At 60.1% G+C, this 22,740-nt stretch carries 18 protein-coding genes; 14 read left to right on the top strand and 4 right to left on the bottom strand.

The genetic code is table 11. The annotated features are described in order from the left end of the window. Positions 1-109 precede the first annotated feature (109 nt). Positions 110-1,906, bottom strand: coding sequence for a cache domain-containing sensor histidine kinase (locus tag PA598K_RS10210; protein ID WP_185601800.1), 1,797 nt, complete (start codon positions 1,904-1,906; stop codon positions 110-112). Between the two features lies 1 nt (position 1,907). Further along, positions 1,908-2,663 carry a response regulator transcription factor gene (locus PA598K_RS10205; protein WP_128656850.1) on the bottom strand — a complete coding sequence of 252 codons (756 nt, stop codon included), beginning with the start codon at positions 2,661-2,663 and terminating at the stop codon, positions 1,908-1,910. A gap of 260 nt (positions 2,664-2,923) precedes the next feature. Between PA598K_RS10205 and PA598K_RS10200 the strand changes: the two genes are divergently transcribed. From PA598K_RS10200 to PA598K_RS10175, 6 genes are all read left to right on the top strand, one after another. Further along, positions 2,924-4,264: an ABC transporter substrate-binding protein gene (locus PA598K_RS10200; RefSeq protein WP_128656849.1), complete on the top strand. Its 1,341-nt coding sequence runs from the start codon at positions 2,924-2,926 to the stop codon at positions 4,262-4,264. Positions 4,265-4,375: 111 nt separating this feature from the next. Beyond that, complete coding sequence (locus tag PA598K_RS10195) at positions 4,376-5,323, top strand: carbohydrate ABC transporter permease (protein WP_128656848.1); 948 nt, start codon at positions 4,376-4,378, stop codon at positions 5,321-5,323. Then, the gene (locus PA598K_RS10190; protein WP_128656847.1) at positions 5,320-6,150 is read left to right on the top strand and encodes a carbohydrate ABC transporter permease; all 831 of its coding nucleotides are present in this window, start codon (positions 5,320-5,322) and stop codon (positions 6,148-6,150) included. The genes PA598K_RS10195 and PA598K_RS10190 overlap by 4 nt, the downstream gene beginning before the upstream one ends. Positions 6,151-6,259: 109 nt before the next feature. Further along, the gene (locus PA598K_RS10185; protein WP_128656846.1) at positions 6,260-7,621 is read left to right on the top strand and encodes a sulfatase-like hydrolase/transferase; all 1,362 of its coding nucleotides are present in this window, start codon (positions 6,260-6,262) and stop codon (positions 7,619-7,621) included. 526 nt (positions 7,622-8,147) lie between these two features. Beyond that, positions 8,148-8,996: a helix-turn-helix domain-containing protein gene (locus tag PA598K_RS10180; protein ID WP_185601798.1), complete on the top strand. Its 849-nt coding sequence runs from the start codon at positions 8,148-8,150 to the stop codon at positions 8,994-8,996. Positions 8,997-9,182: 186 nt separating this feature from the next. Then, entirely contained in the window at positions 9,183-9,623 is a 441-nt protein-coding gene (locus PA598K_RS10175) for a DUF6526 family protein (RefSeq protein ID WP_128656844.1), read from the top strand. 140 nt (positions 9,624-9,763) lie between these two features. Here the strand turns inward: PA598K_RS10175 and PA598K_RS10170 are convergent, their stop codons facing one another. Then, a complete protein-coding gene (locus PA598K_RS10170) occupies positions 9,764-10,600 on the bottom strand; it encodes an AraC family transcriptional regulator (RefSeq protein ID WP_221414122.1) in 837 nt (278 codons plus the stop codon). Between the two features lie 197 nt (positions 10,601-10,797). Here PA598K_RS10170 and PA598K_RS10165 point away from each other — a divergent pair, with 197 nt between their 5' ends. Then, entirely contained in the window at positions 10,798-11,304 is a 507-nt protein-coding gene (locus tag PA598K_RS10165; RefSeq protein ID WP_128656842.1) for a hypothetical protein, read from the top strand. A 12-nt stretch (positions 11,305-11,316) separates the two neighbouring features. Here the strand turns inward: PA598K_RS10165 and PA598K_RS10160 are convergent, their stop codons facing one another. Continuing rightward, on the bottom strand, positions 11,317-12,546 hold the full coding sequence (locus tag PA598K_RS10160; protein ID WP_128656841.1) for an MFS transporter: 1,230 nt from the start codon (positions 12,544-12,546) through the stop codon (positions 11,317-11,319). Positions 12,547-12,754: 208 nt separating this feature from the next. Between PA598K_RS10160 and PA598K_RS10155 the strand changes: the two genes are divergently transcribed. The 7 genes from PA598K_RS10155 (at position 12,755) to PA598K_RS10125 (ending at position 22,732) form a co-directional block, all read left to right on the top strand. Further along, complete coding sequence (locus PA598K_RS10155) at positions 12,755-13,906, top strand: Gfo/Idh/MocA family protein (RefSeq protein ID WP_128656840.1); 1,152 nt, start codon at positions 12,755-12,757, stop codon at positions 13,904-13,906. 149 nt (positions 13,907-14,055) lie between these two features. Then, on the top strand, positions 14,056-15,222 hold the full coding sequence (locus PA598K_RS10150; RefSeq protein ID WP_128656839.1) for a dihydrodipicolinate synthase family protein: 1,167 nt from the start codon (positions 14,056-14,058) through the stop codon (positions 15,220-15,222). 94 nt (positions 15,223-15,316) lie between these two features. After that, positions 15,317-16,138 (top strand): sugar phosphate isomerase/epimerase family protein, encoded by an 822-nt coding sequence (locus PA598K_RS10145; RefSeq protein ID WP_128656838.1) that lies wholly within the window; start codon positions 15,317-15,319, stop codon positions 16,136-16,138. A gap of 135 nt (positions 16,139-16,273) precedes the next feature. Continuing rightward, positions 16,274-17,518 (top strand): Gfo/Idh/MocA family protein, encoded by a 1,245-nt coding sequence (locus tag PA598K_RS10140; RefSeq protein ID WP_128656837.1) that lies wholly within the window; start codon positions 16,274-16,276, stop codon positions 17,516-17,518. A gap of 139 nt (positions 17,519-17,657) precedes the next feature. Next, positions 17,658-18,743, top strand: coding sequence for a LacI family DNA-binding transcriptional regulator (locus PA598K_RS10135; protein WP_128656836.1), 1,086 nt, complete (start codon positions 17,658-17,660; stop codon positions 18,741-18,743). 191 nt (positions 18,744-18,934) lie between these two features. Then, on the top strand, positions 18,935-21,745 hold the full coding sequence (locus PA598K_RS10130) for a beta-galactosidase (RefSeq protein ID WP_128656835.1): 2,811 nt from the start codon (positions 18,935-18,937) through the stop codon (positions 21,743-21,745). Between the two features lie 21 nt (positions 21,746-21,766). Further along, positions 21,767-22,732, top strand: coding sequence for an ABC transporter permease (locus PA598K_RS10125; protein ID WP_128656834.1), 966 nt, complete (start codon positions 21,767-21,769; stop codon positions 22,730-22,732). Positions 22,733-22,740 lie beyond the last annotated feature (8 nt).

Raw genomic sequence — 22,740 nt, 5'->3', positions numbered from 1 at the left:
CTTCCCTTCCAACTTCCCTTCCAACTTCCCTTCCAGTTTCCCTTGCGTCGTGCTCATCTTGATCATCTCCCCATGTGATTTCACTATCAGTTATAGCACAGGGGAGATTTTACGATCTTGCTCTCTCATTCGGCACGCGGAACCAGACGACCGTGCCCCAGCCCGGGCGACTCCAGAGATGGAGGCCGTCGGGCATGTCATACGTGAGCATCAGTCGGCGATTGGTGTTGGCTAGTCCGATATGCGCCTCGGTCTCGCCGTCCTGCGCCAGTCGCTGCCGCATCTCCTCCAGTCGCTCGCGCGTCATGCCGACGCCGTTGTCGATGACGGCAATCCGGGTCGTCTCCTGCTCGATATCGATCCGGAGCTTGATGCATCCGCGCCCTTCCTTCTCCTTGATGCCGTGGTACAGACTGTTCTCGATGAGCGGCTGCAGGATGAGCTTGACGATGCTGCATTCGGCGATCGCGACCTCGTCATAGTCCCAGATCACATCGAACTTGTCCTGATACCGCATCTTCTGAAGGGCGATGTAGCTCTCGGTGATCGCGATCTCCTGCGCCAGCGTGACGATTCGACCCGGCGTATCGAGCGAATACCGCAGCAGATCGGCCAGATGCTCCAGCATATGATTGGCCTCGTTGGGCCGCCGAGTCAGAGAGAGCACCTTCCAGTTGATCGTCTCCAGCGTGTTGAACAGGAAGTGCGGGTTCATCTGCGACTGAAGCGCCAGCAGCTCGGCCGCTTGCAGCCGGTACTTCTTCTCCGAGAGCTGTACGCTCAGGTAGTGGTGCTCGATGAAGTTGCGCGTCATCTTCTGGATGACGTAGTTGGTGTCGTCGTCCCCGGAGCCCGGAGCCTCGGGCAGCTGCGGCAGCGGGAGGCCGCGCTCCGCCGACTTGATGATGGCGATCATGCGCCGGATATGACGCAGCGAGCGGCCGGTCAGATAGTACGTCAGCGCCAGTCCGAGCAGGAACGACAGCAGCACCACGTAGACGGTAAACTGGGTGAGGCGGAAGGGCACGGCGTTCATCGCCTGCTCCGGCACCAGCGACACATAGCGCCAGCCGTCGTAACGGCCGGAGGCAAGCTGGGCGCCGGCATAGTCGATCTCCTCGGCTCGCAGCGAGAAGCGGGCGTCTCCCGGAGTGGCGGTTGCATGCAACGCTTTCGCGAGCTCTCCGCCCATCGGGCGATTCTCGAACATCGTCCGTCCTTGCTCGTCGAGGACGAGCAGCAGCTGGCCGGGATACGTCTCGTAGGTGCGCAGCAGCCGCTCGATGTAGGCGGTGTAGATGTTGAGGACGACGACGCCGAACGGCTCGCGCAGGACGCTGGAGTAGAGCGGCTTGTAGATCGTCGTCACCGAGAACGGGCGTTCAAACGAATAGCGCTGCACCAGACGCTCCTCGGTCCAAATGCCGCCTTGTGTGCCTCCCTCTGCCGTCTCGTGCGCGAGGAAGCTGTCCAGCCAGGCGGTATCGTGAAATTCGCGGAAGTTGGATAGGCCGTCGCTACTGGCGAGAAATTGGTCGTGCGGGTTGCGGACATAGACGTAGATCGACTCGATATAAGGGCGGGCGTTGGCGGGCGCGTCGATATAGTTTTGCGTGGCCTGGATGAGCCGCTTGTTCTCCAGCGTCACCTGCTGCGTGCGCAGGATATCCTCGAGCCGGTACAGCATTTCGACATTGCCGAAGTAGAGGCCAAGCGCCTCGATCTCGTTGAAGATCAGCTCGATGTTGCGGTCCATCTGATGGAATAGCTGGAGCTGGTTGCGATTGATCTCGGCATCGTTGAAGCGCTTGGTGACGACGATCGAGAGCGCCCCGAGCACGATCGTCGGGATGAGCAGCGGGATCAGGAACAGCGCGAGGTTTTTAAAGAAAAATTTTTTGCGCATGCTAAGGGCGAGTCCCTTCGTAATTGTTGCGGTATTCGCGGGGGCTGACACCGTGGACGCGCTTGAAGGTGCGGGTGAAGTTTTTGGCATAGCTATAGCCGACCATCTCGCTCACCTCGTACGTCTTGTAGCGGATGTCCCGCAGCAGCTCGGCAGCCTTGTTCATCTTCACGGACGTCACATAATCGGAGAAGTTCTCGCCGGTCTTGTCCTTGAAATATTTGCTTACATAATGGGGATTCATATGGACGATCGCGGCGGCCTCCTCCAGCGTCGCCCGGGCATAGTTCGTCTCTACATAAGCCTGGATCGCTGCGATGACCTGTGCGTTGAAGCTGGCCGAGGAGCCGCTTGCCTGCGGGCTCCGTCTGGCCTCCGCAGCTTCGTCGAGCTCGAGCTTGAGCGAGGAGAAAACGTCGAAGAGCTCGGTATATTTGGTCGGCTTGACGATATAATGCTTGATGCCGTAAGCCATCGCTTGCTTGGCATAATCGAAGTCCTTGTAGCCGCTCAGGAAGACGATCCGTGTGCGGCTCTTGGCGGCGTGCAGCTGCTGGGCGACCTCGAGCCCCGAGAGCAGCGGCATGCGGATATCGCACAGCAGCACATCGACCGGACGCTGCTCGAGCCATTGCAGAGCCTCGCGTCCGTTGACGCATTCGCCGACCAGCTCAAAGCCGACCTCATGCCAGGGGAAGTATTGGGACAGACCGCTTCGGATCTCTTGCTCGTCGTCGACGAGCAGCAGGGTATACATGATGCGCACCTCCGACAGAGTCTGGATGTTATAGGATCGTTGCAATCTTTTTGACCAGCATAATCGATCATTTCCGTTTTGTACAGGCGCAGCCGCCGCTCTGTCTGCCGTTTCTTCTCCTAATTTAACCTGCATGTCAATTTCGGATACCTTTACGCGAAATTCCGCGATTAATGATACCTTTCGTCATTTTGTATGCCTTTTCATAGACGCCAGACAGCCTTTATAGTTAGATCAATCACATACGAGGGGGCACAACAATGACACAACGTAAAGTATGGTCTTCGGCGCTCAGCGCCATCCTGCTGACGGGCCTGCTGGCCGGCTGCGCCGGCGGCAACAACGCGCCAGCCGAGTCCGGCGGCCAGAGCGGCGCCGCAGGCAGCGGCAGCGAGGTCAAGGAGGAGGCGCCGAAGGACGTTACGCTGCGCTTCTCCTGGTGGGGGTCCGAGGTGCGGCACAAGGCGCTGCTCGAGGCGATCGACTTGTACACTGAGAACAACCCTCACGTCACCATCGAGCCGGAGTATGGCGGCTTTGACGGCTACTATCAGAAGCTCGTCACCCAGTTCGCCGGAGGCACCGCTCCCGATCTGACGCCGCTGTCGGTCGACTGGATCGACGAGCTCGCCGTCAAGAGCGACCTGGTCGTCGACCTCTACACCCTGAAGGATTACATCGACCTGGATGCCTTCGACCCGGCCTTCCTGGAGCGCTACGCCGTCTTCGGCGGCAAGCTGGCCGGACTGCCGATGGGCGTGAACGGCATGGTCAATCTGTACAACAAGGATTTCTTCGCGAAATATGACATCCCTGAGGATACGAAGTGGGACTGGCAGACGATCCATGAGATTGGCAAGCGCGTCCATGAGCAAGACCCGAACGCTTACCTGCTCGGCATGTTCGATTACCGTACCTTCCTGCAGCCATTCGTCAACCAGCAGACCGGCAACCAGTGGATCCAGGACGACAAGACGCTGGGCTTCGAGGCAGACTCGCTCGAGGCGGCATTCGCCTATTACCAGCAGCTGCTGGACGACGGCGTCATGCAGCCGGTCGAAGAGAGCAGCCTGTACAAGGATCTGGCAGAGAATCTGCAATGGCAGCAAGGCAATATCGGCATGATGTTCACGCTCGCCTCGACGATCGCCAAGGTGAAATCGTATACGCCGAATCTCGGCGTCAGCATGTATCCGGTGCCGACGGACGCCAAGACCTCGGCCGTCCTCGTCAATCCGAGCAACCCGCTGGCGATCAGCAAGGCGTCCAAGCATCCCGAGGAAGCGGCGAAATTCGCCAGCTGGCTGCTCACCTCGCCGGAGGCGGCAGCGATCCTCAAGGACGTCTACAGCGTCCCGGTCGTCCAGGCCAATGCCGACAAGCTCGTCGCGGACGGCGCGATCGACCCGACCGTCAACGAGGCAGTGCAGGTGGCGCTGGAGAACCCCGGCAACCCGGTCAATGCGCTGAGCAACAATCAGGAGCTGAACCAGATCGCCCAGGACATCCTCGAGCGCGTCGCCTTCAAGCAGCTCTCCGCCGCCGATGCGGCAGCCGAGCTGACCGCGCGGCTGGATGAGAAGCTCAGCTCGATGCCGTAAGCGGCGTAGGCCGTCTATCATAGGACATTCTTAAAGTGCGAGTTCAAGAAGAAATGAAGGGAGCGGACCAGAAACGGGCCGCTCCCGTAACAGATAAGGTGTGAGAAAAACATGCAAACCCAGTCTGCCGTCGTCGCACCCGAGGATACGTTACGCAACGCTCCGCGCAAGCGTCGCGCCAAGGGTCAGCGCATCGGTCTGTTATACATCAGCCCCTGGCTGATCGGCTTCGTCGTCCTGACGCTGGTGCCGTTCGTAGCTTCGCTCGTCTATTCCTTCACCGACTACAGCATGGTGCGCGAGCAGAGGTTCATCGGATGGGCCAACTACATCGAGATGTTCACCAAGGACCCGGTCTTCTATCAGTCGTTGCGCGTGACGTTGCTCTACGTCGTCATGGCGGTGCCCGCCAAGCTGATCGTCGCGCTGCTCGTAGCGATGCTGCTGAACCGGCAGATGCGCGGCATGGGTATCTACCGGACGATCTACTACCTGCCTTCGATCCTCGGCGGCAGCGTCGCCGTCTCGGTGCTGTGGCGATTCTTGTTCATGCGCGAGGGGCTGGTCAATGAGTTCCTGGCGAAGCTGTCGCTGCCGCCGCTCAACTGGCTCGGCGATCCCGACCTGGCGCTATTCACGATTACGCTGCTGCCGGTATGGGAGTTCGGCTCGTCGATGGTGTTGTTCCTGGCCGGGCTGAAGCAGGTGCCGCGCGAGTTGTACGAGGCGTCGACGGTCGACGGCGCGGGCAAGGTGCGGACCTTCTTTTCGATTACGCTGCCGCTGCTCACGCCGATTATCCTGTTCAATCTGATCATGCAGACGATCAATGCGTTCCAGCAGTTCACCGCCGCCTTCGTCATCACGAACGGCGGTCCGATGAAGGCCACGTATTTGTACGGCGTCATGCTCTACGACAACGCCTTCCAGTTTTTCCGAATGGGCTACGCCTCGGCGCAGTCATGGGTGCTGTTCCTGATCATCCTGGCATTCACGTTCGTGCTGTTCAAGACGAGCAACCGCTGGGCGCACTATGAAGACGGGGGGGATGGGCGATGAGCTGGCGCAAGACGGGATTTATCCTGCTGTTGTCCGTCCTGAGCATCCTGTTCCTGTATCCGCTGCTCTGGCTCATCTCGGCGTCGGTGAAGCCCAACGAGGAGATCTTCGCCTCGATCGGGCTGATTCCGTCAGAGATCATCTGGGGCGCGTATGAGCGGGGCTGGGAGGGCGTTGGCCGGACGAGCTTCAGCCGCTTCTTCGGCAATACATTCCTGCTCGTCGTCCCGGTCGTCGTGCTCACGATGGCCTCAAGTCTGATCGTCGCCTACGGGTTCGCCCGGTTCAAGTTTCCGCTCAAAAAGCTGTTCTTCGCGCTCATGATCTCGACGCTGATGCTGCCGGATGCGGTCATCATGATCCCGCGCTACATCCTGTTCCGCAACTTCGGCTGGCTCAATACGTATTTGCCGTTCTATGTGCCGGCGCTGTTCGCCGTCAACGCCTTTTTCATCTTCCTGATCGTGCAATTCCTGCGGGGCATCCCGCGCGATCTCGACGAGGCGGCTGTCATCGACGGGTGCAATTCGTTCAGTACGCTCGTCCGGGTCCTGCTGCCGCTGTCGGTGCCGGCGCTCATCTCGGTGTGCATCTTCCAGTTCATTTGGACGTGGAACGAGTTTTTCAACGCCCTCATCTACATCAACAGCGTCTCCAAGTATACCGTGGCGCTCGGCTTGCGGATGGTGCTGGACAACGAAGGTGCGGTCAACTGGAACCAGGTGATGGCGATGTCGGTCGTCACGATCGTGCCGTGTATCCTCGTCTTCTTCCTCGCCCAGCGCTACTTTGTGGAGGGGATTTCCACCACCGGCCTAAAAGGTTAAGCTATAGGAGACTAGTAAAGAGGTCCGTCCGTTTGTGCAGTGTTCTGCGCGAGGGGGCGGACTCCTGTATGTTTTTCGCTCTATCGAGACAAGAAAGGGAGAGATGCAGATGAGTACACGCAAGCAACCGAATGTCATCGTTTTCTTCACCGATCAGCAGCGCTGGGATACGACCGGGGTTCATGGCAATCCGCTCGGACTGACGCCGAACTTCGACCGGATGGCGCAGCGCGGTACCCATCTGGACTATGCCTTCACTTGCCAGCCGGTGTGTGGCCCGGCGCGCTCAAGTCTGCAGACGGGTCTGTATGCGACAGAGACAGGTTGTTATACCAACGGCATCCCGCTGCCGGAGGACATGCCGACGCTGGCCAAGTACTACAATGCCGCCGGTTATGAGACCGGATACATTGGCAAATGGCATCTGGCCTGCACCCGCGACCAGCCGGTGCCGGAGCATCTGCGCGGCGGCTACAAGCATTGGCTGGCGGCCGATGCGCTGGAGCATACGTCGGACGCCTACGAGACGCTGCTGTACGATGAGGCGGAGCAGCCGGTATGGCTGCCGGGCTATCGGGTCGACGCGCTGACCGATGCGGCGATCCGTTTCATTGATCGGCAGAGCCAGGCGGACAACCCCTTCTTCCTCTTCCTGTCCTATCTGGAGCCGCATCACCAGAACCACCGCGACGACTATCCGGCGCCCGACGTCTACCGTGATGTCTATACGTCGCGCTGGACACCGCCTGATCTGGCGGCGCTGACAGGCACGGCGCCGCAGCATCTTGGCGGCTACTACGGCATGGTGAAGCGGCTCGACGAGGCGCTCGGACGGGTGATGGACGCCCTGCGCAGTCTGCGGCTCACCGAGGAGACGATCATCCTGTTCACCTCCGACCACGGCTCGCACTTCAAGACGCGCAACGGCGAGTACAAGCGATCTTGCCATGAGAGCTCGATTCGTGTGCCGACGGCGTTCTATGGGGCTGATTTCATAGGTGGCGGCCGTGTCGGGGAGCTGGTAAGCTTGGTGGACCTCGTGCCGACGCTGCTGGATGCCTCGGGGATCGAGGTGCCGGAGCATATGCAGGGCCGCTCGATCCTGCCGCTGCTGCGCGGCGCGCGCGCGGACTGGCCGCAGGAGGTGTTCGTGCAGATTAGCGAGTCCCAGGTTGGCCGTGCGATCCGCACCCATCGCTGGAAGTATAGCGTCAGCGCGCCGGATGCCGACCCGATCCGCGATGCGTGTGCACCGGTCTACCAGGAAGCGTTCCTGTACGATCTGTACGCTGATCCTTACGAGTTGACCAATCTGGCAGGGTACGACTCGCACCGCGAGGTCGCGGATACGCTGCGCGAGACGCTGATTCGCCGCATCGTCGAGGCGGGCGAAGCGGCCCCTGTGATCGAGCCTGCGCCAAGCGTCGCCGCTGGCCAGCGCCAGGTGCGCCCACAGGAGAACGTGGAGTAGGCGGGCCTGCGCCTGGGCCGCCAGTGGGGCTTGACGGCAGCATGTTTTTGCTCGACTATAGGCATAGATGCGGCTCCCCGTCGTCGGGGAGCCTTCTTGATTTTTGATCGTAGCCATCACATAGTCGCTATAGGTTACGCTTGCTGCTGAGGTTACTAACTCGGTCTTTGACTTGGGCTCTAACGCTCGCCCTCGAACTTATTTACGCCCAAAATGGCGTTCCAGCATCCTAACGCTCGCCAGCGAGCTTATTTTCTCGAAAATGGCGAAAAATAGGCTTGTACTGCAAAATAAGCGCTAGGGCGAGCATTAGAGTTGATAATGACGAAAAAAGCGGCCAATAAGCGCCGTGGCGAGCGTTAAAGAATACAGGAAAAGTGAACGCAGGGGCAGCGTGCAGGGTACAGAGTGCGGAGCGAGCGCAGAGCATAGAGCGAGGCGTGCCGCGTGAGTGTAGGGCGCAGAGTATAGGATGCAGCGCCAATTAACAACCTGTCACATCCCAGCAGAGGAAGGAGGGCGCATCATGAAGGCAAGCCGCACCATCGAGCAGACGCCGGGGAGCTTATTTTTCAAGCCGGGCTTCCCGTTTTTTGTGAACCGGATCGAGGAGTCGTTTGAGCTGCTGGAGCATACGCATGACTTCTATGAGATCAACTACGTGGCGGAGGGACACGGCTATCATCGGATCGGCGAGCAGGTGCTGCCGGTGCGGCGCGGCGATCTGTTTTGGATTCCGCTTGGCGTCTCGCATGTGTTCCGGCCGGCGGCTGCGAGGGGGAGCGAGCCGTTGATCGTGTACAATTGCCTGTTCCAGGAGGCGGCGTTCGAGCGGGTGAGCGCTGAGGAGGCGGCGGTCCACGGGATGCGGGAGGAGACGGCCTGGCGGCATCTGCGGGAGCAGGGAGCCGAGTTCGCGCAGTTGCTCGAGCCGATGCTGCGCGAGTTCCTCGGCCGCCAGCCCGGGTATCGGCTATGGGTACAGAGCGAATGGGCCAAGCTGATGATCCTGCTGCATCGCCGATTGTCTGCCGACACGCCCGCCGTCCGTTCTGCCCAGGCTCTGCAGGAGCTGCTGGATCGGATCGCGCTGCATCCCGAGGGCAACTACTCGCTCGCTTGGGCGGCTGCGACGCTTGGCTGGAGCGAGCGGCATACGCAGCGTCAGGTGAAGACGCTGGCAGGCGTGCCCTTCAAGACCTATGTGCATAACAGCAAGATCCATATCTGCTGCCAGCGGCTGCGCGAGACGAACCAGACGATACCGGAGATCGCCCGGTCCGTCGGCTACCAGGATCTGAAGCACTTCCACGCCTTGTTCAAGCGCAAGACCGGCATGACGCCGGGACAATATCGCCGCGAGCATCGGACGTAGATGCGTGTGGTCGCTCCCTGCAAGCGAGTATCGGGACATCGCGTGCGACCTTCCCCGTGAGGCGAGGAGCGGAGAAGCAGCCCGCTTGCGCAGCTCTCATGGTGCGCTAGTCGGCGATGCGGGTAATCAGGGGCAAAGGCTTTGGTGGATGTGAGAGGGCTGTGACGATGAATAGGGGGTTCCATGATGAGTATGAAGCAACCGAAGACGTCGACATTTTTGCGTTTCGACTGGCCGTATCACTTCGTAACGTTGCCGCTGGCGCTTGTGCTGCTCGTCTGCTCCGTGCTGCTGCTGATCCGTACCGCTCGGGCGGACGGCGATGACGGGCTGGCGCTGCTGGTCGTCGGCTTTGCGTTGGCGCTTGTATTCGCGCTGATGCGGATGCGGCGTTATGCGACCAAGACGCAGGATCGGATCGTGCGGATCGAGGAGCAATTCCGCCACTACCGCCTCACCGGTCGACAGCTCGACGAACGGCTCAGTGTGCGGCAGATCATTGCGCTTCGCAATGCTGGAGACGAGGAGTTCCCTGCGTTGTGCGAGCAAGCCGTGGAGGAGAGTCTGGAGCCGGCAGCGATCCGCGAGCGGATTAGCCAGTGGCGGGACGATACGATGCGCATCTAGGCGAAGAACGCCGCACCTGGTCGAGCTTTCCCGACCGGCTGCGGCGTTAATGATTTTAGCGGAATGAAACTGACTGTCCCGCTCAAAAGGACGGCGACAGCCGTGGCGCATCGCTCTGCGATGTGCCGCTTCACCTTGCATCACGGCGACATCTGCTGCTCGGCATGGAATTGCTCATTGTACGTTTGGCGATATTTGTTGGGCGAGAGCCCCGTGGCGTTTTTGAAGAGGCGGTAAAAGGTCGACAGGTTCTCGTACCCGGCCTCGAAGCAGATCGTCACGATGTCCTTGTCCGTCTCCGCAAGCTGCTTGCGCGAGTGCTCGATCCGTACCTCGGCCAAATATTTGCGCGGCGTGACATGGTAATATTCCTTGAATATGTTGTCGGCGTGCCGCGAGCTGATGCCCAGCTTGCTGGCGATGTCGCTCGTCAGGTTGCTGATATCGTAGAAGTACGTATCGATGTAGTCGCGGATGCTCTCGGCGCGCACATAGTTGAGATCGACTGGCGGCTCCTCCGTCTGCAGCGTGCGATGGAAGATCAGGCAGATTTCCGTCAGATGGCAGCTCAAGGCAACCGTGTAAAACTCCGGCTGCCGCGCCTGCTCGAACAGCATCGTCCGCAGCAGACGGCGAATCTCATTGTCCAGATGCGCAGACAGCGAGACGACCCGCGAGCGCTGGAAGACACGCCCGGCCAGCTCGCTCGCCAGGAAGGTCTGGTCGGCGAGCGCGACGACGAGCAGGGTGAGCTTCGACTCGGAGCGGATTGAGTGCACCGTACCCGGCGTCATGATGGCGGCACGTCCCGGACTGATCGTATGCTGCCGCCCCTCGATGGCGACCGTGCCCGTCCCCTCCAGCGCATAGACGATCTGATGGATATCATGATAATGATCCGCGAATTCATACTTCTGCGAATGCTTCTTCTCATATAGATAGATGTCATGCCCGTACGTCTCGATCTCCAACAGCATGGCATTCCACACCTCGCTTCGACCTCGTCTTGAAGGCGGCTTGCAGCCACGCTTCGTCCCTACCATCGTACACTATTCGAGACCCGCTGAACATGCCTGCTGCGTTGACGAACGGCAGCATCGCGTGTATGTTCAAGATCGGATGTATTGTTGAAGAGGAAGCCTGTAAGGGAATCCAGAGAAAGCAAGGTGAACGGATGGACCGAAACCTAACGATGAAGGAAGCGCTCCGCTCGCTATCGCTGGAGACGTATGTGCAAGGCGGCACGCTGGCGCGCTGTCTGCCAACCGACCTCTGGCTGACGCCGGGACAGGCGGTCGCGCAGGCCGATGAAGTGTGGCGTGATGGTGGACTGGAGGTGCTGACCTTTAACTATGAAGGCTTTGCTGTCAATGTGACCATGCAGCAGCAGGGCAGCGGACAGTTATTCGACAGCATCGACGTATGGGATGTTACGGACGACGTCATTGTTGCCGCAGGCAGGGTGTTGACCGCGCAGACCTTGGAGCAGTGGGCAGTGGAATGCGGCGTGTCGCTGCATCGATTCGAGATGGTGGAGGAGCGGGTCTACCTGTGGCCCAATGCCGTAACCGTACATTATCGTCCGCAGCACGAACAGTGGCTGCTGACCAAGATAGCAGGTACATATCGCAGCTACGAGGATACGCTCGCCAGCTTGCGCTTGATGGCGCGAGGCTCGTAACGGACCCCTTTGTTATAGAGACGAATGTTGTTCCTTATCCCGCGCGTGGAAAAAAACTGATCTCGATGATGGAAGCACCTTAAAGCAAACCATCACGGAACCTATAAATGCGAGCCCTGCAAAGAGAAGACAAGAAAGCTGCAAACTAATCACATCAGCCAGGACACCCACTAGAATCGTAAGCAAGATCTGCACAATCCCAAGGGACATATCCGCAACGCTTGAGAATCTGCCCATGATATCAGCAGGGACGCATTTCTGGAAGAACGTAGTGAATCCCGATCCTGAGAAGGCCATGAAAAAGCCCAACAGGGTGAACGAGGCTGCCGCCGTCAGGAAATTAAAGGAAGCGTAAAAAGCAATATAGAAGACGGTGCCTAATAATAACCCAAGTCCTAAGTACCAACGATAGTGGACTTTCTTGGCAACCAACGCGGCGATGGAGGAACCAACCAACGAGCCAACGCCAGTAACACTGATGATGTAACCATAATCGACTTCGGTAAGATCTAGATGGATTCGGATAAAGGCGACCTCTTGTGAATCAATGGCATAGACGATAAGCATGGAGGCTTGAAATAGCAGATAGACAACGATGAAAAAGCGAGCCGTCTTAGAAAAGTCTATTACCAATCTAAGATCACTGATAATCATTTTTAATGATAAAGGGGCACGAACGTTCCTGGAATTGGAGTCAACATCCGGCAAAAAGAAAATCGCGATGGCGCACACAATAAAGCTGACACCGTTAATGATGATACATACATGCACCCCGACATTCGCGATCAGCAAACCGGAAATCGCGGGTCCTGTCAAAAAGGCGCTCGAGTTAATCATGCTCATCATGGAGTTAAAGCGTTGTTTATCTTCACCGGGGATTGCTTTCGTAATGTAGACGGATGAACTTGGACCGAAAAAGGCGCCAAACACATTGATGATAAATACGAGCACATATATACTCCAAACGGACGAAAGAAAGAGGATGCCCAAAATGAGTATACCTCTGATGATGTCTACCACGATCATTAAGTGACGGACATTCACGCGGTCAATCATACTTCCAGACCAAAGATTCGTTATCAACATAGCAAGGGGACGAAGGACAAATAACCCAGCGATTGCTGCGGGGGAACCGGTCATATCCAACACGATAATATTGATGGCGACAAAATAAATCCAGTTGCCTAATACAGAAAATCCAAGCCCAAACAGGAGGAGAGATGATTTTTTCCAATTCTTCATTTTTCACCTCGGAAAATTTAGAAAGAATTTCTAATCCCAGCTTACCTCACGCTCGCGCCTGCCGCCAGGTGGGGGTTATTTGTCGTTTCCGAAAATAAGAATGCGCTTCCTAAACTCGTAAGACAGAAGTCGGGCGGCGGCGGTATGATAAGGTCAATCGCTCCGCAGAGGGGCATCCACTACTGGAATTACGAGAGGAGATTGACCGATGACAACACATCAGATCGGCATTATTATGAACGGCGTAACCGGACGTATGGGGACTAACCAGCACTTGATCCGCTCGATCATGGCGATCCGCGAGCAGGGGGGCGTCAAGCTGGCCAATGGCGATATCATCATGCCGGACCCGATCCTCGTCGGCCGTCAGGAGCATAAGGTGAAGGCGCTCGCCGAGCGGTTCGGCCTGACGCGCTGGAGCACCGATGTCGATGCGGCGCTGGCGGATGCGCACAATGTGATCTATTTCGACGCGCAGATGACGAACTTCCGCGCCGAGAGCATCCGCAAGGCGATCGCAGCCGGCAAGCATATCTACTGCGAGAAGCCGACGGCCGCTGGTCTGGAGGAGTCGCTGGAGCTGGCGCGGATCGCCAAGGCAGCGGGCGTGAAGAACGGCGTCGTCCAGGACAAGCTGTTCCTGCCAGGTCTGATGAAGCTGAAGCGTCTGGTCGACTCGGGCTTCTTTGGCAAAATCCTCTCCGTGCGCATGGAGTTCGGCTACTGGGTATTCGAGGGCGACTGGCAGCCGGGGCAGCGTCCTTCGTGGAACTATCGCGCCGAGGACGGCGGCGGCATCATCGTCGATATGTTCGCGCACTGGCGCTACGTGCTGGATAATCTGTTCGGCGAAGTCCGCTCGGTCTCCTGTCTGGGCGTGACGCATATCCCGCAGCGGATCGACGAGAACGGCGAAGCTTATGCCTGTACCGCTGACGATGCGGCGTACGCGACGTTCGAGCTGGAGGGCGGCATCGTCGTCCAGGCCAACTCCTCGTGGGCGGTCCGCGTCAATCGCGAGGATCTGCTGACGATCCAGGTCGACGGCACCGAGGGCAGCGCGGTCGCGGGTCTGCGCGACTGCAAGACGCAGCATCGCGTCAATACGTGCAAGCCGGTCTGGAACCCGGATATCGAAAATCCGTTCAACTTCCGCGAGCAGTGGGAAGAGGTACCGGACAACCAACTGTTCGACAATGGCTTTAAAGTACAATGGGAACTTTTCCTGAAACATATCGTCACCGACAGCCCGTTCCCGTGGGACCTGCTCGAAGGGGCCAAAGGCACGCAGCTGTCCGATCTGGGCATGCAGTCGTGGCAGGAGCGCCGCTGGATCGACGTACCGGAACTGAAACTTTAAGCATATGCTTCAAATCCAAGCGAGGCTGACGTTCACACAGCCTTGACTTGGATTTCACTGGAATGAAACTTGGTAAGCCGCACAAGCGGCATACCCGCTTCACCTAGCGAAGCGAGTTTCCTTCGGAAAACTTTTAGGAGGGCGACCATATGAGCAGCATTATCAGATTGCCGCAGGTCGGCGGAGCGCTCAAGGACTATACGCTGCAAGGGCCGGGCGCCTTTGAGGTACCGCAGGGCAAACCGTTCGAGAGCCGGATCGCCTACTCGGCGGCGCATGTCGTCTGCGATCCGTTCGCCGGGACCGACCCTGGCAGCAACGCGCAGATCGACTGGGAGGGGACGCTGGCCTATCGGCGTCACCTCTGGTCGCTCGGCCTGGCCGTGGCCGAGGCGATGGATACGGCGCAGCGCGGCATGGGGCTGAGCTGGGAGCGCTCGCAGGAGCTGATCAGCCGTTCGGTGCAGGAGGCCAGAGCTGTAGGAGGCCGTGTCGCCAGCGGCGCGGGCACGGATCATCTGTTGCCGCAGCCGGGCAACACGATCGAGGACGTGCTGCGCGCCTACGAGGAGCAGTGCAGCTTCGTCGAGGGCGTCGGCGGCCGCATCATCCTGATGGCGAGCCGGGCGCTCGCCGCCTGCGCCAAGGGGCCGGAGGACTACGAGTATGTGTATGGTCGGATCTTGAGTCAAGTGAAGGAGCCGGTCATCCTGCATTGGCTGGGCGACATGTTCGACCCGGCGCTGGCAGGCTACTGGGGTCATCAGGACCTCGACCAGGCGATGGATGTCTGTCTGCGCGTCATCGAGGCGCATGCGGACAAGGTCGACGGCATCAAGATCTCGTTGCTTGATGCGGACAAGGAGATCCACATGCGCCGCCGCTTGCCGGCGAGCGTGAAGATGTACACGGGCGACGACTTCAACTACGCCGAGCTGATCCATGGCGACGAGCAGGGCTACAGCCACGCGCTGCTCGGCATCTTCGACGCGATCGCGCCGGCCGCCGCAGCGGCGCTGCATGCGCTGGATGCGGGCAATGCGCAGCAGTTCCACGCGATCCTGGAGCCGACAGTGCCGTTGTCGCGGCATATTTTCCAGCGGCCGACGTATGCGTACAAGACGGGAATCGTGTTCATGGCTTACCTGAACGGACATCAGTCGCACTTCCGGATGATCGGCGGCGCCGAGGGGATGCGTTCGATCACTCACCTCTCCGAGCTGTTCGTGCTGGCCGACCAGGCAGGGCTGCTGCAGCGGCCGGAGCTCGCGGTAGCGCGGATGAAGCAGGTGCTGGCGCTCGCGGGCGTGGAGTAAAGGATGGGAGAGGCGGCCGCACTGGCCGCCTTATTGCCGGCCGGCGCAATCGTGTACATGAGGCGGATCAGCCGCTACAATGAGGAGGATAACTATGCAACCGATACAATCGCTGGATCGGCTCAGTCTGAACCAGATTACGACTAATCAGTGGACGCTGCGCGAGGCGGTCGAGGGCAGTCTGCGGGCTGGCGTGCCGTGGATCGCGCCGTGGCGCAACAAGGTCGCCGAGCTGGGCCTCTCCGAGAGCAAGCGGATCATCCGCGAGTCCGGGCTGAAGGTGTCGAGTCTATGCCGCGGCGGCTACTTCCCCGGCGATACGGCGGCGCAGCGTCAGGCCAACCTGGAGGATAACTTCCGGGCAGTCGAGGAGGCGGCGGAGCTGGGCACGGATACGCTCGTGCTCGTGTGCGGACCGTCGGCGGACAAGGATATCGCCACGGCGCGCCAGTACGTGGAAGAGGGGATCGCCAAGCTGGTCGAGCATGCGCAGGCGCATGGCGTCAAGCTGGGCATCGAGCCGCTGCATCCGATGTATGCCGCCGAGCGCTCCGTCGTCGTGTCGCTGGCCCAGGCCAACACGATCGCCGAGCAGTATACGCCCGAGCAAGTCGGCGTCGTCGTCGATGTGTTCCACGTCTGGTGGGACCCCGACCTGTACCCGCAGATCGAGCGGGCGGCCGGCCGTATCCTCGGCTACCATGTGTCCGACTGGCTCGTGCCGGTGCCGGATCTGCTGCTCGGACGCGGCATGATGGGCGACGGCGTGATCGAGCTGCGCAAGATCCGCCAGGCGGTGGAGCAGGCAGGCTATAACGGCCCGATCGAGGTGGAGATTTTCAACCAGGCGATCTGGGATATGGACGGCGACGATGTGATGGAGCTGATGAAGCAGCGGTACCTGGAGCACGTATAAAGAGGAGTAGAAGCTCGCGAGCCCGGGCCGCCGCCGACGGTCCGGGCATCGTGCGTCAGGTTAGGCCGAAGACGGCAGCTTGAGGGCAAGCTCGCATCGATTAGACTCTGTACAACAAAGGAGATCAAAACGGCTATGACCAAAAAACGAATGGCTCTGGCAGGCGTAGGCGGCTTCGGAGGCTCCCATGTGCGCGTCATCGCGCAGCTCGCAGCAGAGGGAGTGCTGGAATGCGTGGCTTGCGTCGATCCGAATCCGGAGGCTTGCAGCGAGAATATCGAGACGCTGGGCGGCTTGGGCGCTGTGTGCTATACCGACTATGAAGCGATGCTGGATGCGCATCCCGATCTGGACTTCGTGGCGCTGGCGACCCCGATCGCTCTCCACAAGCCGATGGCGATCACGGCGCTGCGGCGCGGCATCCATGTGCTGACCGAGAAGCCGGCTGCCGTCCTGCTGGAGGACGCGGTAGAGATGGCGGCGGTCAGCCGGGAGCAGGGACGGCGGCTGGCGGTGCAGTATCAGAATACGACGGGCGAGGCGTTCCTCCAGGCGCTGGAGCTGATCAAGAGCGGCGAGATCGGCGAGCTGCGGCGGGTCACTGGCCTTGGCATGTGGAAGCGCACCGACGACTACTACTCGCGCACAGGCTGGGCGGGCAAGCTCAAGCATCGCAGCGGGTATGTCATGGACGGCACGCTGCACAATCCGTTCTCGCACTTATACTACAATGCGCTGTCGGCCGCCGGCCTCGGCGATGCCGAGCGCGCGACGCCCGTCGAGGTGCAGGCCGAGCTCTACCATGGACATCCGATCGAGTCGGAGGATACAGCTTGCGTGAGAGCGCGGATGGACAACGGCGTCGAGCTGATGATGTTCACGACCTTGTGCGCGCATGACCATCAGCCGCAGCCGATGATCCGTATGGAAGGCAGCAAGGGCGTGATGACCTGGCATTATGACAATGTGCTGCATTGGACGAGTGGCGACGGGACGGAGCAGACGGCCGATTACAGCGAAGGCTTCTCGCAGGGCGAGCTGATGCGTCGCCTCTACCTGAACCTGATGTCGGCCATCGACGACCCGTCACAGCCGCTGCATGCCTCGATCGAGGGCTCGGCCAACTATCTGGCTGTCACCAATGCGGCGTTCCAGTCCTCGGGAGCGGTGCATGCGGTAGCGGAGAGCGCTGTCGAGCGTACGCCGGAGGGCGACACGATCGCGACGCATATCCGCGAGCTGGAGTCGATTATGACGACCTGCGCGGCGGAGGGCAAGCTGTTTTCCGAGCATGGCGTCGATTGGGCGGTGCCCGGCAGGATCGTGCGCGCGCCCGAGTTTGCCGATCGGTCGCAGCATTGGTGGCGGACCGACGATTAACCATTCGAGCAAATACGGACATGAGCGCCCCTGGCCTTCTCTGGTCAGGGGCGTTGTGCTGTACATTAAAGCGTATTCAAATGACGTGAATTCTGATATCCTACTCGTAACCTATCATACAGACTAGGAGCGGGTCGAGATGAAGAGAATCACAGTATACGACATAGCCAGAGAAGCCCAGGTGTCGGTCGCCACCGTGTCCCGCGTGCTCAACAATACGGCGCCTGTCCGACCGGCCACCAAGGCGCGCGTCCAGGCGTTGATCGACAAGTATCAGTTCCAGCCCAACGCGCTGGCTCGCAGCTTGTTCAAAAAAGCGACGGGCATGCTCGGTGTCATCATTCCTGATATTACGAACCCCTTCTTCCCGACGCTACTCGCGGGGCTGGATCAGCAGGCAAGGAAGCATGGCTACACGATCTTCCTGTGCGACACCGTATCTACCGAAGGCGAGTACGCGGACCAGTACGAGCGGGAGTCGGAGTATCTCAACCTGCTCATGGAGAAGCGGGTGGACGGCATCGTCTGGATCGGCGGACGGATCAATCTGGCCCGCCCGAGCGCAGCGCAGGTCAAGGAGATCGTCGATGTCGCGCAGCGCGTGCCGCTGCTGCTCGTCAACGGGCAGGTGCCGGGGGCGGATGTCCATCGCGTGTACGTCGACGAGAGGGAGGGCGCGCAGCTGGCGACCCAATACCTGATCCATCTGGGGCACCGCGACATCGCCTTCGTCGGCGGCTACAGCTACATGTCCAATACGCTGCAGCGGCTGCAGGGCTTCCAGCGGGCGATGCGGGACAACGGGCTGAAGCCGCGCAAGGAATGGGTGCTGGACGGCGACTTCTCGGTCGACAGCGGCAAGCAATATTTCAATCGGCTGCTGCAGCTATCGACGCTTCCGACGGCCGTTTTTTGCGCCAACGATCTGGTCGCTGTAGGCGTCATGAAGGCCGCGCACAAGGCCGGCATCCGCGTCCCGGAGGATCTGTCGATCGTCGGCTTCGACGACATCCCCTATGCGGCCAACAGCATCCCCGAGCTGACGACCGTGTCGTTGAAATGCTATGAGGTCGGCCGGATCGCGGCGGATCAGATCTGCGGGATGATGGACGGAGACAAGGCAATCAAGACGATCAAGGTTCGTCCCGAGCTGGCGATCAGAGAATCGGCTGCGCCGGTGAGCGTGGCAAATAAAATGATTGACAACGCTTACAGTGTTGAATAGAATGAGGGTATAAAATATTCTGAACTCATTTTTGTAACCCGTTGCAGGATGACGATTGCAGGTGGAATGGGGACTAGGGAAGCACGCTTATCGATTTGCGTGCTTTTTTTGAACCTTATATGTAACGGGTTACATTTCAATTGGCCAGATCTGCGTTTCGATGATTACGATCAAGTCGGGAGGGACAGCTTATGAGCAAGGTCACGGAGTCAGCTTCCAGCGTGCGATTTCAGGGCGATGCGATCCGCATCGGCCAGCAATCCCGCCTCTTGTTGTGCGCTTCGTTATTTTATTTCCGGATCCCCCGCGCCTATTGGCGGGCGCGGATGGAGCAGCTGAGGCATCTGGGCTACAACACGATCGACGTCTACTTCCCCTGGAATCATCACGAGCAGCAGGAAGGGGCGTGGGATTTCGAGGGCGAGCGCGACGTGGAGGCATTCCTGCGTACAGCGGCAGAGACGGGATTATGGGTGGTCGCTCGCCCCGGGCCTTATATCTGCTCGGAGTGGGATGGCGGCGCGCTGCCGGCCTATCTGCTCGCGCGAGAGGGGATGCGGCTGCGCGACAACGACCCGCAGTTCCTCCAGTGCGTAGCCGGCTGGTTCGACCGGATCCTGCCGCTGCTGCGGGCATTCCAGGAGGGCGAGGGCGGCTCGGTCATCGCGGTGCAGTTGGACAATGAACTGGACTTCTACAACTGCTCCGACCCGAAGGGATACATCGGCGCGCTCCGGGACATGGCGCTCGCGCGAGGCATCACGGTGCCGCTGTTCGCCTGTGCCGGGCAGGGCGGCCTGGCGGAGGCGACCGGCTGGGCAGAGGGCGTCGCCCCAGCCTGCAATGTGTACGCCGACGACCGCGCCCCCGAGCTGGAGGCCAAGGTGCTGCACTATGAGCGCCTCGTGCGGGAGCGCGGCTATCCGCTGCTGGTGACGGAGACGAACCGCTCGCACTATTTCCTGCGTCGACTGCTCGCCTCAGGGGCCAAACTGCTGGGACCTTATCTGCAAGTATCGGGCACCGACTTTGGCTTCACCAATGCGACCAACAACTGGGGCAGCCCGCTGGCCTTCCTGACCTCCGACTATGACTTCGGCGGCATGATCTCCCCGGAGGGCGAGATCCGCGAGGAGGGCTACGAGGGGCGCTTGCTCGGACGCTTGATCCAGACCTATGGCGAGGCGCTTGGCGAGGCGACGGTATGTACGCTGGAGGAAGCAGGCTGGCGGCTGGAGGGCGGCAACGTCGGCGTCGCTCGTCCACAGGCGCTGCGGCTCAGAGGCGGAGGCTATCTCGCGACCGTGACCAATCTCGAGGATCGGGACAAGCGGCTCGTCTTGTGTCGGATAGCGGGGGAGGCGGGGACGGGGCAGCCGCGTATCGCCTTCACGCTCCCTGCGAGCCGCTCGATGACGCTGCCGCTGGCGCTTCCTACCTCGCGCTTTGGCGTCTCGGGAGGCTGTCTGGAGAGCGCCGGGGCAGAGCTGTACCTGTCGGCTGACACGGACGATGGGCAGGCGCTGCTCTTCCACGCGGAGGGCGCGGCATCGCTGGCACTGCAGCTGGAGGAGCCGTTGCGCTGGGAGGCGCGGGGTGCAGCCGTAGCCTATCTCGACGGCCGCTTGATCGTCGAGGCTGACGGCGCAGAGGAGATGCGCTGTAGGATATGGCTCGCCGCTGGAGGCGTATTGCAGCTGATCGTCCATTCCCTAGATAAAGCGCTTTATGTGGAATCTATAGCGGATACTGGGGATGTGTTAATGGGCGTTAGACCAACGCCTCGTCCTCCCGGACAGCCTGTGACAGAGGGCTGGACGATGTCGGTGATCGATGCGAGCGCGCCGATCCCGGGCGTCGACGGTCCAGTCCGGCTGACGCGCGCCGACTATCTGGAGCGAGTCGGCATCTATCGGGGCTATGCCTGGTACGAGGCGCGACTCCCGTCGCTGCAGCGACAGGTCGCAGGCGTGCTGATCCGGCAGGGCAGCGATGTCGTATCGCTGTATGCGGACGGGGGCTATGTCGGCACGGCGGTCCCCGGCGGCTCCGATGCGTATCTGGCGTTCGGCGAGCCTGCCGTGGCAGAGCGACTTCAGGCCCGGGTAGAGATCTGGGGCCACTCCAACTTCGACGATGTGCTGCAGCCCTCGCTTGGTCTGCATGCGATGAAGGGGCTGACAGGTCTGACAGCGGTCTCGCAGGTGCATCGGCTCAGCGGCAACTGGCAGATGCTGCGAGGACCGTACCTCGACTCGCTCGCCCTTCCTGTCGATGCAGCCGTTGGCGACGCGTGGCCGATGGTATCGTTCGGCGATTGGACGTCGCCCGACCAGCCTGCGCTGGAGTGCTATCGCCGCAGCTTCACCGCCGCCGCTGACGCGGATTCGTGGACGCTGCACTTCCCGGAGCTGCGGGTGCGCGCCAGACTATATGTTGACGATCTGGACATGGGCGAGATCAGCCCGTTCGATCCGTATATCCGGCTGGACGATCTGCTGGCTCCGGGCCAGACGGTGGCGTTGACCGTCGTCATGGAGCGAGCGCGCGGACTGCCGCGCGGGCCTGTGCTCCTCTATGAGGGCGTCCGAGCGGATGAGTGGTCGGTGTGCGGGGCCGACGAGGCGACGTGGCACGGCCATGCGGAGCGTGGCCGGTCCGAGGCGGTTGCGGTCGCGTTGCCCCTGGAGCTTGTGCCCGGCGATGCGGCCTGGCTGCACTTGACGACCGACGAGTCGCCAGGCGGACTCGGCTGGCGCGTCGCTGTCGCCGGAGCGGGGCTGAAGCTGACCGCCTTTTACGCCGGACGGATCGTCGGTCGGCTGTGGCTGGCGGAGGAGGGGACAGGGCCGACGATGCGAGGCGGCGATCCCGCATCCTTTTACTTGCCCGGCGCATGGCGCGAGGCTGCGGGAGGGCAGTTGTCCTTGCTGCTCGAGGCGATCGACGCGGGAGCGCCCGGCCGGCTGAGCACCGTGCGATTCCGGGCGGTTACTAACTAACGGACACAGGGAGGGTTCATCATGGCAGTCGACGTCGATACGGTGCTTAAGCGCAAGCGGCCGCGGACCGAGAGCGGCCGTCTCAGAAGGTGGATGAACAACCGGACGCTCATTTTGATGTGCTTGCCGGCGATTCTGTTTTTTATCGTTTTCGCCTACTTGCCGATGCCAGGCCTGTACCTGGCGTTCATCCAGTTCAACTATTCGGACGGCATTTTCCGAAGTCCGTTTGTTGCCTTCGATAACTTCCGCTTTCTGGTCATGAACGGCGATCTATGGCGGCTGACGTTCAACACTGTCGCCTACAACCTGGCCTTTATCCTGCTGGGCAACGTCCTGCAGATTCTGGTGGCCGTCCTGCTCAATGAGCTGCGCCGCAAATGGTTCAAAAAGGTCAGCCAGACAATCATGTTCCTACCCCACTTCATCTCGGCGGTCCTGATCGGACTGATTGCCTACAACATCCTGAGCTATGAGTACGGCCTGCTCAATCAGATGCTCGGCGGGTTCGGCATAGAGCCGCTCAAGACGTATTCCAACGCCGCGATCTGGCCGTTTATTATCGTCCTCGCTTACCTGTGGCAGACGACAGGCTATGGCTCGATCATCTACTTTGCCGCGATTATGGGGCTTGACAACGAGATCATCGAAGCGTCGGAGATCGACGGCGCCAACGCCTTCCAGCGCATCATCCATATCGTGCTGCCATGGCTGAAGCCGACCTTTATCATCCTGCTGTTGTTCTCGCTGGGCGGCATTCTCAAGGGCAACTTTGGTTTAATTTATAACTTGGTTGGAGCCAATAATACGGCGTTGTACGCGACAACCGATATTATTGAAATTTACGTGTTCCGCGCGTTAGTTACTAATTTCAACTTCTCGATCGGTAGCGCCGTTAGCCTCTATCAGTCCTTCTTCGGTCTTGTCATCATCCTGACGGCGAACTGGATCGTACGCAAGGTCTCGCCCGAGAACTCACTCTTCTAGGAGGTGGC

It is taken from the genome of Paenibacillus sp. 598K, from assembly GCF_003851045.1.
Lineage (GTDB): Bacteria > Bacillota > Bacilli > Paenibacillales > Paenibacillaceae > Paenibacillus_D.
The sequence above is the reverse complement of the archived record's forward strand: the minus strand, read 5'-3'. Positions and strand labels throughout refer to the sequence as shown.